At 66.5% G+C, this 12,648-nt stretch carries 9 protein-coding genes; 2 read left to right on the top strand and 7 right to left on the bottom strand.

Annotation, left to right across the window (positions count from 1 at the left end; genetic code table 11):
- Nucleotides 1-73: 73 nt before the first annotated feature.
- Nucleotides 74-3,571, top strand: a complete 3,498-nt coding sequence (locus DUPY_RS13995) for an MHYT domain-containing protein (RefSeq protein WP_070249009.1) — start codon at nucleotides 74-76, stop codon at nucleotides 3,569-3,571.
- Nucleotides 3,571-4,569, top strand: a complete 999-nt coding sequence (locus tag DUPY_RS14000) for a response regulator (protein WP_070249011.1) — start codon at nucleotides 3,571-3,573, stop codon at nucleotides 4,567-4,569. Before DUPY_RS13995 ends, DUPY_RS14000 begins: the two co-directional genes overlap by 1 nt.
- On the opposite strand, the gene DUPY_RS14005 is transcribed toward DUPY_RS14000, so the two are convergent.
- From DUPY_RS14005 to gmd, 7 genes are all read right to left on the bottom strand, one after another.
- Nucleotides 4,566-5,786 carry an aminotransferase class I/II-fold pyridoxal phosphate-dependent enzyme gene (locus DUPY_RS14005; RefSeq protein ID WP_070249014.1) on the bottom strand — a complete coding sequence of 407 codons (1,221 nt, stop codon included), beginning with the start codon at nucleotides 5,784-5,786 and terminating at the stop codon, nucleotides 4,566-4,568. The genes DUPY_RS14000 and DUPY_RS14005 overlap by 4 nt on opposite strands.
- Nucleotides 5,787-5,878: 92 nt before the next feature.
- Nucleotides 5,879-7,285 carry a sensor histidine kinase gene (locus tag DUPY_RS14010; RefSeq protein ID WP_229255370.1) on the bottom strand — a complete coding sequence of 469 codons (1,407 nt, stop codon included), beginning with the start codon at nucleotides 7,283-7,285 and terminating at the stop codon, nucleotides 5,879-5,881.
- Nucleotides 7,272-7,988 (bottom strand): response regulator transcription factor, encoded by a 717-nt coding sequence (locus tag DUPY_RS14015; RefSeq protein WP_070249265.1) that lies wholly within the window; start codon nucleotides 7,986-7,988, stop codon nucleotides 7,272-7,274. The genes DUPY_RS14010 and DUPY_RS14015 overlap by 14 nt, the downstream gene beginning before the upstream one ends.
- Nucleotides 7,989-8,187: 199 nt before the next feature.
- On the bottom strand, nucleotides 8,188-9,318 hold the full coding sequence (locus tag DUPY_RS14020) for a glycosyltransferase family 4 protein (RefSeq protein WP_070249266.1): 1,131 nt from the start codon (nucleotides 9,316-9,318) through the stop codon (nucleotides 8,188-8,190).
- A gap of 11 nt (nucleotides 9,319-9,329) precedes the next feature.
- Nucleotides 9,330-10,511, bottom strand: coding sequence for a glycosyltransferase family 4 protein (locus tag DUPY_RS14025; protein WP_070249018.1), 1,182 nt, complete (start codon nucleotides 10,509-10,511; stop codon nucleotides 9,330-9,332).
- Nucleotides 10,508-11,425 (bottom strand): NAD-dependent epimerase/dehydratase family protein, encoded by a 918-nt coding sequence (locus DUPY_RS14030; RefSeq protein ID WP_070249020.1) that lies wholly within the window; start codon nucleotides 11,423-11,425, stop codon nucleotides 10,508-10,510. Before DUPY_RS14030 ends, DUPY_RS14025 begins: the two co-directional genes overlap by 4 nt.
- A 10-nt stretch (nucleotides 11,426-11,435) precedes the next feature.
- Entirely contained in the window at nucleotides 11,436-12,479 is a 1,044-nt protein-coding gene (gmd, locus tag DUPY_RS14035) for a GDP-mannose 4,6-dehydratase (protein ID WP_070249021.1), read from the bottom strand.
- Nucleotides 12,480-12,648: the final 169 nt, after the last annotated feature.

The raw sequence follows: 12,648 nt of genomic DNA on the forward strand, positions 1-12,648 counted from the left end.
CACTCGAGAGGTCTCGCAGCGGTCCTTTTGTGATATGGTTTCTGCTCCAGATCGGCGCACAACCCACTATCCTATGACTACCGCCACTCTGCTTCAATTGTTCTCTCCGCCGAGCGATCCGTCGCTGCTCCAATACGGCATCTATACCCCCACGCTGGTTGTGCTCTCGATCCTGGTTGCCATCTTCTCATCATGGATGGGATTACAAGTTGTCGACCAGGCCAAGTCCACCACCACGCGCGGCCTGCGCGCCACCATGCTGGCCACCGGCAGCCTGGCGCTGGGCTGCGGCGTGTGGGCCATGCACTTCATCGGCATGCTGGCCTTCGACCTGTGCACCGTGGTCGAGTACGATCCCGGCGTGACCATGCTGTCGGTGCTGCCCAGCCTGGGCGCCTCGTGGGTGGCGCTCAACATCATCGGCCGGCGCGAACTCACCCCCGGCGCGCTGCTCACCGGGGGCGTGCTCACCGGCGCCGGCATCGGCGCCATGCACTACACCGGCATGGCCGCCATGCGCACCAATCTTTACCTGCAATACGACCCGGCCATGTTCGCGCTGTCGATCGTGGTGGCCGTGGCGCTGGCCACGCTGGCGATCTGGATCCGCTTCGGCGTGCGTACCTTGCGCCAGCATGTGCGTCCCAGCTTCCTCGGCGCGCTGGCGGCCGTGGTGATGGGCTGCGCCATCGCCGGCATGCACTACACCGGCATGGCGGCGGCCCGCTTTACCGGCGTGCCGACAGCCGTCGATGGCCCCGGCCAGAACACCGGTTTCCTGGCGCTGTCGATCACCGTGATCACGGTGGCGATCACGGTATTCGTACTGGCCGCCAATGGCCTGCTGCGCTACCGCGACCTCTACCGCCAGCTGAGCGAGAGCGAGCGCTGGATGCGCGCCCTGCTCACCACCACCATCGACGGCGTGGTGACGGTGGACCGCGACGGCGTGGTCCACGAATTCAATGCCTCGGCCGAGCGCATCTTCGGCTGGCGCCGCGACGAAATCGTCGGCCGCAATATCCGCCTCCTGATGACCGACGCCCAAGGTTCGGAGCACGACGGCCTGCTGCACTTCCTGGGCCAGCCGGCCGAGGGCGACGCCGCTGCAAACACCAACGCAGACACCGTCCACGAGGTAATCGCGCTGCGCAAGGACGGCGGCGTGGTGCCGATCCGCCGCGCCATCGGCCACGCGCGGGTGGAAGAGCGCGACCTGTTCGTGCTGTTCATTACCGACATCAGCGAGCGGCGCGCCATCATGCAGGCGCTGCGCGCCAATGAGCAGCAGTTCCGCTCCCTGATCCGCAACATCCCCGGCATCTCGTTCCGCAGCAGCATGGGCTACGACGCGCCGCCGGTGTTCGTCAGCGACGGCATGGAGCGCCTGGCCGGCTTCCCTGCCAGCGACTTCGTCGGGCCGCAGCGCACCCGCACCCTGGGCTCGCTGGTGCTTCCCGAGGACCGCGACTACGTGGAAGCGGAGATCAGCCGCAGCGTCGAGCGGCTGTCCGCCTACCAGGTCGAGTACCGCATCCGCCACGCCGACGGCAGCATCCGTTCGATGTGGGAACACGGCGCCGTCACCCGCGACGAAAGCAATCCGGACCTGGTCTGGATCGACGGCGTCATCCTCGACATCACCGAACGGCGCCAGATGGAAGAGGAGCTGCGCCAGGCCAAGGAAACCGCCGAGCAGGCCGCTGCCGCGCGCGCCAGTTTCCTGGCCAATATGAGCCACGAAATCCGCACGCCGATGAACGCCATCCTGGGCTTCACCGACGTGCTGCTCGATACCGAACTCGATCCGGCCCAGCGCCGCCACCTGGGCACCGTGCGCAAGGAAGGCCGGTCGCTATTGAGACTATTGAACGAGGTGCTCGACACCGCCAAGCTCGATAAAGGCGCGGTGGAGCTGGAACCGGACGACTACAGCTTGCTGGGGCTGATCGACGAACTGGCCTCCACCTTCGGCGGCAACGCCCGCGCCAAGGGTCTGACCATCGACATCGAGTACGATCCGTCGCTGCCGGCGTGGCTGCACGGCGACGAGCTGCGCATGCGCCAAATCCTCGGCAACCTGCTGGACAACGCGATCAAGTTCACCAGCGCCGGCAAGATCACGCTACGCGCCGGGGCGCGCCACGGCCAGTTGCAGATCGCGGTGCAGGACACCGGCATCGGCATCGCGCCCGAACGCCAGGCCGCCATCTTCGATCCGTTCACCCAAGCCGACGCCTCGATGACGCGGCGCTTCGGCGGCACCGGTCTCGGCACCACCATCAGCCGCCAGCTGGTCGCGCTGATGGGTGGCACCATCAGCGTGACCAGCGTGCCGGGCGAAGGCGCCACCTTTACCGTGCTGCTGCCGCTGGAACCTGCGCATGATCACAACGGCCCGTGCCAGAGTGCGGAGCGCAGCGACTATCCGCTGCCGCAGCTGCGATTCCTGGCAGTGGACGACGTGCCGCAGAACCTGGAATTGCTGTCGCTGATGCTGGCCAAGCGCGGCCACATTTTGCAGACCGCCAGCGACGGCGCCATCGCCGTGCAGCTCACCGGCGACAACCGCTACGACGTGGTACTGATGGACGTGCAGATGCCGCTGATGGACGGCCTGGCGGCCACCCGCGCCATCCGCACCCGCGAACGGGAGCGCGCGCGCCTGTCGGGCCAGCCGCTGGCCCGGGTGCCGATCGTGGCCATGACGGCCAGCGTGCTGGCCGCGCACCGGCAAGCTACCACCGACGCCGGCATGGACGGTTTTGCCTCCAAGCCGGTGGACTGGTTTGCGCTGTCGCACGAAATCGCGCAGGTGTTGCGCCTGCCGCCGATGGAACACGGCACGGCGGCCGACGCGCCGGCGCGCCAACGGGTGCTCAACCACAAGGCCGGCCTGCAGCGCTGGGCCGGCAAGGAAGCCGTGTACCAGCACGCGCTGGGCCGCTTTGTCGCCGACTACAACGACGGCGCCGCCACCCTGGCCACACTGCTGGCCGTGCCCACCGCTTCGCGCCTGGCGGACGCCCAGGCCTGGTGCCACCGGGTGCGCGGCGTAGCCGCCAACCTGGGACTCGAACAACTGGCGGCCACGCTGGCCCGCATCGAAAAACTGTGCGGCGCACCACCGCGCGACGCCGACGTGCCGCTCGACGCCGAACTGGCGCAGCAGCAGCGGCAATTGGCCAGCCAACTGGAGGCGGCACTGGGCGCCATCCACGCCATGCAGGCGATCGCCACCCGGCGCGACGCCGCCAACGCCCGCACCCGCGACGATGACGAGGTCACGGCCGCCGGCCAGGGGACGGACACCCCGCTCCCTGGCACCGCTGCGGCGGACGCCTTCGATGTCGCGGCCGCGCGCGCCCGCGCCCAGGCACTGCAACCATCGCTGCGGCGCGGTGCGCTCGACGACGCCGCGCTGGCGGCGCTGGTGGCCAGCCTGGCCAGCGCCCCGGCCACCCCACGCAAACACCTGGCGACGCTGCATGGCGCGCTCGACGATTTCGACTTTCCGCTGGCGGCATCCACGCTGGAAGTGTTAATGGACAGCCTGCCCGAGGAGAGTTGATGCCCTTGACCGCACCAAAATTGCCACTGATTTTGCTGGTGGACGACGAAGCAAGCAACCTGCAACTGCTGCGCCATATTTTGCAAGACCAATACCGGCTGCTGTTTGCCAAGGACGGCCAGCGCGCGCTGGAACTGGCAATCCAGGAGTCGCCGCAACTGATTTTGCTCGACGTGATGATGCCGGGGATGACCGGCTACGAAACCTGCCGCCTGCTCAAGCACGATCCCGCCACCCACGACATCCCGGTAATTTTCGTCACCGCCCTGGGCGACGCTACCGACGAGGTGGTGGGTTTCGAGGCCGGCGCCGTCGATTACATCACCAAGCCGGTCAGCCCGCCCATCGTACGCGCCCGCGTGCGCACCCATTTAACGCTGGTGCGCGCGGACGAACTCAAACGCACGCGCCTGGAAATCGTCCAGCGCCTGGGCCTGGCCGCCGAGTACAAGGACAACGAGACCGGCCTGCACGTGATCCGCATGAGCCACTACGCGCGCATCCTGGGCCTGGCGCTGGGCATGAGCGAGGAGGAAGCCGACGACCTGCTGCACGCGGCGCCGATGCACGACGTCGGCAAGATCGGCATCCCCGACAGCATCCTGCAAAAACCGGGCCCCTTGGACACCGAAGAACGGAAGGTGATGCAGTCGCACGCCTCGATCGGCGGCGACATCATCGGCCGCCACGAGGGCGGCATGCTGGCCATGGCGCACCTGCTGGCGGTCACCCATCACGAAAAATGGGACGGCAGCGGTTATCCGAACGGTCTGAAAGGGGAAGAGATTGCACTCGTGGGAAGAATCGTCGCAATCGCCGACGTGTTCGACGCACTGACGTCGGCGCGGCCCTACAAGCAGGCATGGCCGGTGGAGCAGGCGGTGGAATATCTGCAGCAGCAGCGCGGCAGGCACTTCGAGCCACGGCTGGTCGATCTGTTCATTGAACAGATGCCCGCGCTGCTTGAGATCAAGCAGCGCTGGGCAGAGCATTCTTAGGCAACCAGCCGCACCTGGCGCCCGGCCAGGCGCGCCATCACGGCCACCAGGTGGTCGATCTGGCGGCGGGTGTGGCCGGCGTTCATCATGAAGCGCAGGCGCGCCTGTCCGACCGGCGCGGCCGGGAACTGGATCGCATCGACGTGGATGCCTTCGCGGCGCAGTTCGATGGCGTAGCGCTGGCAGGTTTCGGCGTCGCCGATCAGCACCGGCAGGATCGGCGTGGCGGTCGAGATGATGGTGTAGCCCAGCGGCGCCATCTGCTCGATGAAGTAGCGCTGGTTGTCCCACAGGCGCTGGCGCCGCTCCGGTTCCTCTTCCAGCAAATCGAGCGCGGCCAGCAGTGCTGCAGCCTGGTCCGGCGGCGGCGGGCAGGTGAAACCGTAGGCGGAACTGGTCAGGCGGATCACGTCGGCGACGTCGCGCTCCACCGCCACGAAGCCGCCGATCGAACCGAGCGCCTTGCTCAAGGTCCCCATCTGCATGATATTGGCGCTGTAACAGCCGAAGTGCTCCGAGGTGCCGCCGCCGTTGGCGCCCAGGATGCCGGTGGCGTGGGCGTCGTCGATGTAGAGCAGCGCGCCGAAGCGCTCGGCCAGCGCGACCAGGTCGGGCAGCGGCGCAATCGTGCCTTCCATGCTGAACACGCCGTCGCTGACGATGATCGGCGTGGTGCCTTCCTGCGCGCCCGCCTGCAGCAGCGACTCGAGATGGTTCATGTCGCAGTGGCGGTAGTTATACCGCAGCGCGCCCGACATCTGGATGCCTTCGCGGATGCTGATGTGGTTGTACTCGTCCGAGTAGTACGCGTACTTGTGGCGCTTCTTGGCGCGGAAGCCGTGCAGCCGCGCCAGCGTGGCCGCCTTGACGATCGACGACAGCACGCCGATATTGGTCATGTAGCCGGTCACGAAAAGCACCGCGTCGCTCTTGTGCTTGAGCGCCCCCAAGCGCGCTTCGAGCTCTCGGTAAACTTCCAGGTCGCCGCCCAGCAGGCGCGACTCGCAGTTGCCCACGCCGTAGCGGTCCAGGCCCTGCTTGGCCGCCGCCACCAGCCGCGGGTGGTTGGCCAGCGCCAGGTAGTTATTGGTGCTGAAGGAGACCACTTCCTGGCCGCCGCTGATGAAGGTGGGATCGGGCAGCGTGGTGTGGACGGCGGAATCGTGGTGTACCGGGTGGTGCTGCAGCCAGTGGGCGATGTCGGTCAAATCATGCATGATGGAGAGAGGTTCAGTGAGCGTGAAACCATCATAGAACCGGGCGACTCTCCGCAAGCTTGCGGTCACATTACAGGCAGGATAGTTAGCTGCTAGCTTCCGGCCTGCGGCAACACCAGCCGCGCCACCAGTCCCGGCGCGTTGTCCTCCAGCGCCAGCCGGCCGCCGTGCGACGTGGCGGTGGCGGCGACGATCGACAGTCCCAGGCCGTTGCCCGGCAGGTGGCGGCTTTTATCGAGGCGGTAGAAGCGCTGCGTCACCTTGTCCAGTTCTTCTGGCGGGATGCCGGGACCGTTGTCGATCACCGCGATCGACGCCATGCCGTGGTGCAGGCCGGCGCGCACCCGCACCACCGATCCCGGTCCTGCGTACTTGAAGGCGTTTTCCAGCAGGCTGGCAATCGCGCTGGCCAGCAGGTTGCGATCGCCGTCCACGTACAGCGACGCCGGCGCGTCCACGGTCAGGGTAATGTTGTCGTCCTCCGCGCTGGCCTCGTACATCTCGCCGATGTCGGCCACCACCCGGCCCAGGTCAAGCCGCTCGAACATCCTTGTGCGCATGCCCGACTCCACCTCGGCAATTTGCAGCAGGCGTTCGAACAGCCGTATCAAATCGTCGATATCGTCGATCGCGTCGTGCGAGGCGCCCGAAAGACGCTCCACGCTGGGCGCATGGCGCAACGCGTCGTCGAGCCGGCTGCGGATGCGCGAGAGCGGCGTGCGCAGATCGTGGGCGATGGCGTTGGAGACGTGGCGGATACCTTCCATCAGCAGCTCGATGCGGTCGAGCATGCGGTTGATGTCGCGGTTCAGGCGTGCAAATTCGTCGTCGCCGCTGATGGCGATGCGATGGCTCAAATCGCCGGCTTCGATGCGGGCGGCGGTGCCGCGGATCTCACCGAGCTTGTTCTCGATGGTGCGGCGGAACAGCAAGGCGCCTGCCACCGTCAGCAGCAGCGACACGCCGGCGCCGGCCAGCAGCGCATCCCAGATCAAGGTGCGCACCGCTTCCTGCTCGCTCAGGTCGCGGCCCACGATCAGCATGCCGCCGCCGGCCAACGGACGCAGGTACAGGCGCGCAGGTTTCAGGTGACCGTCGCGCACGACGTCGGCGCTGAGCATTTGCGCGCGGGGGTTGGTTTCGGTTTCCCCGTCGGCCTGCGGCCACGAGCCGAGATTGCCGGCCAGGGTATTGCCTTCGCTGTCGAGCAACTGGAAGATTTCGCGGTCGCTGTCGATGCCGTCGGCCAGCTGGCGCCGCACTTCCTCGATCAGGTCAGCGTGACCGGTGACGCTGGCGCGCTTGAGCAGGCGCTGGGCCTGGGCGACGATTTTACCGTCCAGGTTCTGATCGAGCACGCCGATCGTCCCGGTGTAGAAAACCACCGACACCACCGCGATCGACACGGTGCCCAGCAGTCCATAGCCCAGTACCAGCTTGGCGGCGATCGATGCGCCCCAGAGCCGGTTGGGGCGACGCAGCCAGTCAGCCAAGCGCACGCTCCCCGCCGTCGTCTTCGCCGGGTGCGGTGGCGCCCATGCGGTATCCCACGCCGCGCAAGGTATGGATCAGCATCACCGGGAAGTCCTTGTCCACCTTGGCGCGCAGGCGGCTGATCTGGACATCGATCACATTGGTCTGCGGATCGAAGTGGTAGTCCCACACCGATTCGAGCAGCATGGTGCGGGTCACCACCTGGTTCTCGTTGCGCATCAGGTACTCGAGCAGGCGATACTCGCGCGGTTGCAGCGTGATGACCTTCGGGCCGCGCGTGACGCGCATGGTGCGCAGGTCGAGCTTGAGGTCCGCCACTTGCAGCTGGGTGCTGTCGGCGCCGGGCGCGCTGCGCCGCAACAGCGCTTCCACCCGCGCCAAAAGCTCGGAAAACGCAAACGGTTTCGGTAAATAGTCGTCGGCGCCGCCGCGCAGGCCCGTCACGCGGGCGTCGATGGTGGACAGCGCGCTGACGATGATGACCGGCGTGTGCTTGCCCAGCGCGCGCAGCTTGTCGACGATGGACAGGCCATCGATACGGCCCGGCAGCATGCGGTCGAGAACGATGATGTCCCAGTCTTCGCCGATGGCGTAATCGAGTCCGTCCGGGCCGGTGGCGCAAGCGGTGACCAGGTAGCCCGCTTCGCGCAGGCCCTTGCAGATGTAGTTCGAGGTTTCGGCTTCATCTTCGATGACCAGGCAGCGCACGCGTTTCTCCATCAGGGGGTGATGGCGTATTTTAACCGTATTAACCGCGCAGCCCGGGGTGAACTCCCGCCGGAACGCCGTCGTTGCGTCGCACAGCAGGTGGCGCCATCTTGGTGGCGTCAATGATGAGGACCGTCGTCAGGGCGTAGAGTTCGGTTGCAATGATAGATTCTTGCTGCAAAAAAAGAATTGAGGCAGATCAAACGGCAGCCAAGTCGCTGTAGAGCCCGTGGTAGTTCAGCGCCATCCGTTCGGCTGTAAACAATTCCTGGTAGCGCGCCCCGGCGCGCCGGCCCATGTCGGCAGCCCGCACCGGGTCATCCCACAGCGCGCGCATGGCCGCGCCGAAAGCCGGCGGGTTGTCGGGCGGCACCACCAGCCCGGTCTCATTGTCGATATTGATGTAGGTGGTGCCGGTGCCGATCTCGCTCGAGATCATCGGTTTGCCGAACATGGCCCCTTCCAGCAGCGAGATGCCGAACGCCTCCGAGCGCAAGTGCGACGGGAACACCATCGCATAGCACGCCTGCAGCAGGGCGATCTTGTCGTCCTCGTCCACCGCACCGACGAAATGCACGTGCTGCAGTCCCAGGCGCGCGGCGTGCTGCCTGAGTTCTTGCTCGATCGGGCCGGCGCCGACGATCACCACCGGGTACTGCGCGTGCTCCGGGTGGGCCAGCGCCTCGAGCAGAATGTGCAGGCCCTTGTAGTAGCGCAGCACGCCCACGAACAGGAAGAAGCGCCCGTTGACGTGCCCACCAAAGCGCGCGCGCCATTTGTCGGTCACCGCCGCCGGCGGCTGGTGGTAGCCGGCCTTGTCGAGGCCAAAGGTGATCACGCGCGTCTTGTCGGCAAACTGCTGCAGCACCGGCGACGAGGCCAGGTAGTTGGGCGACGTGGCGACGATGGCGTCCACGCTGCGCAGGAAACGGCGCTTGAGCGGCGCGTACAGGCGCAGCAGGTTTTTCTGGCGGACGATGTCGGAGTGGTACGTGACCACGCTGGGCTTGTCCACCCGCGCCATGAAGTGCGCCAGGTCCATGAACGGCCACGGAAAGTGATAGTGCACCACGTCGGCCTGGCGCGCCAGGTGCGCCAGCTTGTCGATGGCGCCGAGCGAAAAGCCGGTGGAGGCGATCTCGAAGTTCTGCTGGGCGCGGTGCACCACGTGGCCTTCGAAATCGATGCGCGCCGGACCATCGCGGCGCAGCGTGAGCACGGTGTTGTCCACGCCCAGGCGGCCGGTGCCCACGCACATCTGGCGGATGGCCTGCTCCACCCCGCCCCACGAATCGGGATAATAGGTTTTGTAGAAATGCAGGACACGCAAACCGGACTTCTTCATGCTGCCAGCACCTGTCGATAGACGTCAACGGTGCGGCGCGCCGCTTGGTCCCAGGTCAGCTCGAGCGCGCGCACGCGGCCGGCGGCGATGAGCCGCGCGCGGGCGCCGTCGTCGCGCGCCAGCGTGGTCATCGCGGCGGCGATGTCGCCCACCGACAGCGGATCGAATTCCAGCGCCGCGCCTTGCGCCACTTCGGGCAGCGACGTGGCGTGGGCGCAGGCCACCGGCACGCCGCTGGCGAACGCTTCGAGCAGCGGCAGGCCGAAGCCCTCGTGCAGTGACGGGAACATGAACGCGCCGGCGCCAGCGTACAGGTGACGCAGTTGCTCGTCGTCGGTCATGCGGTCGAGCCAAATGACGTTTTCGCCGCGCTCGCGCGCAGCTTTCAGGCGCTGCACCAGCTCCGCGCTGCGCCAGCCCGGCGCGCCGACAATCACCAGTTGCCGCGCCGCCCGCAACACCGGCGGCAGCGACAGGTAGGCGTCGAGCAGGCGCTCGAGGTTCTTGCGCGGCTGCAGGGTGCCGACGAACAGGTAGTAGCCAGCCTGCAGGCCATGTTGCGCCAGCGTGGCGTCGCGGGCGGCCGGTGCGGGCGCATCGAACCATTCGGCGCGCACGCCGTGATAGAGCACGCTGATCTTGCGCTCGTCGACGCCGAAAAATTCCACCAGTTCGCGCACCGAATAATGCGACGACGCGATCACGTGCTGGGCCTTGCGCGCGGCGCGGATCTGCAGCCAGTTTTTCAGGCGGCGCCACTTGGGATTGCACCATTGCGGGTGCGAGATTGGCAGCGCGTCGTGCAAGGTCGCCACCACCGGGCAGTCCATGCGCACGATGCGGTAGTCGGTGGAATGGAACAGGTCGAGCCGGGTTTTGCCGCCATTGGCGCCGGCAGGTAGAGCGCGGCTCACATCGAGATAGGCGCCGGACGGCAGCAGCATGTCGCCGAGCGTGGCGACCGGGAACGACAGCGGCAGTGCGCGGCCCGCGCTGAGCTTTTGCGTGCCGCCAGGCGGGGCAAAGCTGAGCGGCACCACGTCCACGCCGGCGCCGGGCAAATGATCGAGCAAGGCCCGTGTAAAAACGCCGATGCCGTCGAAGCGGCCGCCCGTCAGCGCCGGTTCGATGGTGGTGGTGGACAGGCCCACCTTCAATGGCGTCGCCGCGCCGCTCACGCCTCGGTCATCCAGCGCAGGGTGTCGCCCAGCGGCACCGGATCGATGGGGCCGATCACGCCGGCCAGGCGGCGGTTGTCGCCGACCAGCCGTATCACTTCATTGGCGCGCACGAAGGCCGGGTTGACGTGAACATCGATGCGGTAGCCGGCGATATCGGCCATCAGGTCCAGTACTTCGCCCAGCGAATACGCGTTGCCCGAGCAGATGTTGAAAGCGCGGCCGGCGGTGGCGGCAACGGGCGCGGCCAGCAATTGCCGGTAGCTGCGCGCCACCATGCGCACGTCGGAAAAATCGCGCCACACGTGCAGGTTGCCCAGCTCGATACGCGGTTCGCGGCGGCGGAAGTGTGCGACGATTTTCGGCAGCAGGAAGTTCTCGTGCTGGCCCACGCCGGTGTAGTTGAACGGCCGCGCGATGATCAGCGGCAGGCGGTCACCCCACAGGCGCGCCATGTACTCCATGGCCAGCTTGCTGACCGCGTAGTCGTTGGCGGGCGCGGCCGATACATCTTCGTCGATCACGCCCACGTCGGTGTTGCCGTAGATATTGGCGCTCGAGGCCAGCAGCACGGCCGATGGCGGCTGCGCCAGTCCGGCCAACGCTTCGAGCAAGTTGCGGGTGCCAGCCACGTTGACGCGGTACATCTGCTCGGCGTCGCCATGGGCCACGAAGGCAATCGCCGCCAGGTGCACCACCACGTCGGGACGCACCTGCTGCACCACGGCGGCCAGGCCGGCGCGGTCGTTCAGATCGGCGCTGAATTCCCCCTCGCCCACCGGGCTGCCCGGGGCGACGATGCCGTGCACCTGGTAGCCGGCCGCGCGCAGCTCCTGCACCACGTAGCGGCCCGTAAAACCGGCGCTGCCGGTAATCAGGGCGCGCTTGCCGGCGCCTTCCAGGATGGCGTTCATCGGCAGCGTCCTAGAACGATACGCCGGCGCGGTTGCGGCGCAGGTCCGCTTCCACCATCATCTGGCACAGCTGTTCGAGCGTGGTCTGCGGCTTCCAGCCCAATTCGCGCAAGGCCTTGCCGGCGTCGCCGATCAACAGTTCCACTTCCGCCGGACGATAGAATTTCGGATTGACGCGCACCAGTGCGCGTCCGGTCTTCTGGCAGGTACCGATTTCGTTCTCGGCGGCGCCGCTCCAGGCCAGGTCGATATCGACGGCTTTAAATGCCATGGTCACGAAGTCGCGCACGGTCTCGGTGCGGTTGGTGGCCAGCACATAGGTGTCGGGCGTATCGGCCTGCAGGATGCGCCACATGCCTTCGACGTACTCCTTGGCGTAACCCCAGTCGCGCTTGGCGTCCATATTGCCCAGCTCGAGCACGTCCTGCAGGCCGAGGTGGATCTTGGCCACCGAGTCGGTAATCTTGCGGGTAACGAACTCGCGGCCGCGCAGCGGCGACTCGTGGTTGAACAGGATGCCCGAGGCGCCGAAGATGCCGTACGACTCGCGGTAGTTGACCGTCATCCAGTGCGCATACAGCTTGGCCACGCCATACGGGCTGCGCGGATAGAACGGCGTATCCTCTTTTTGCGGCACGGCCTGCACCTTGCCGAACATCTCCGACGTGGACGCCTGGTAGAAGCGGATGTTCGGGTTGACGATGCGGATCGCCTCGAGCAGGTTGACCGCGCCCAGGCCGGTGATTTCGCCGGTGGTGAGCGGCTGGTCGAACGACACGCCCACGAAGCTTTGCGCGGCCAGGTTGTAAATTTCGTCCGGCTGCACGCGCTGGATCAAGCGCGTCATCGACGACAGGTCGGTCAGGTCGAACTCCACCAGCTCAAGCTGCGGATGCGTGGCGATGCCCAGCTCTTCGATGCGCCAGAAGTTGACCGAGCTGGTGCGGCGATACGTGCCGGTGACCTGGTAGCCCTTGTCGAGCAGCAGTTGCGCCAGGTAGGCGCCGTCCTGGCCGGTAATGCCGGTGATGAGGGCTTTCTTCGAGTTCGTCATGATATGAGCGTGGCAACAATAAGATCGACGATTGTAACCGAGTCAATGTACAGGCCCCGCGAGGTAGCTCATACGCTTACACTCGTTACATCCGGTAACATTCTGGCTGTTACCGGCGAAAAAAAACCGCTTCCCGAGAAAGCGGTTTTTTGCGCAAGCAGGCAGGGTG

Origin of the sequence: Duganella phyllosphaerae (assembly GCF_001758785.1) — a bacterium.
Classification (GTDB): Bacteria; Pseudomonadota; Gammaproteobacteria; order Burkholderiales; family Burkholderiaceae_D; genus Rugamonas; species Rugamonas phyllosphaerae.

Excerpts from the sequence above, each read along its gene's own strand:
- DUPY_RS13995 (WP_070249009.1), top strand. The coding sequence starts at position 74 with ATGACTACCGCCACTCTGCTTCAATTGTTCTCTCCGCCGAGCGATCCG.
- DUPY_RS14005 (WP_070249014.1), bottom strand. The coding sequence starts at position 5,786 with ATGCATGATTTGACCGACATCGCCCACTGGCTGCAGCACCACCCGGTA.
- DUPY_RS14000 (WP_070249011.1), top strand. The coding sequence starts at position 3,571 with ATGCCCTTGACCGCACCAAAATTGCCACTGATTTTGCTGGTGGACGAC.
- DUPY_RS14030 (WP_070249020.1), bottom strand. The coding sequence starts at position 11,425 with ATGAACGCCATCCTGGAAGGCGCCGGCAAGCGCGCCCTGATTACCGGC.
- gmd (WP_070249021.1), bottom strand. The coding sequence starts at position 12,479 with ATGACGAACTCGAAGAAAGCCCTCATCACCGGCATTACCGGCCAGGAC.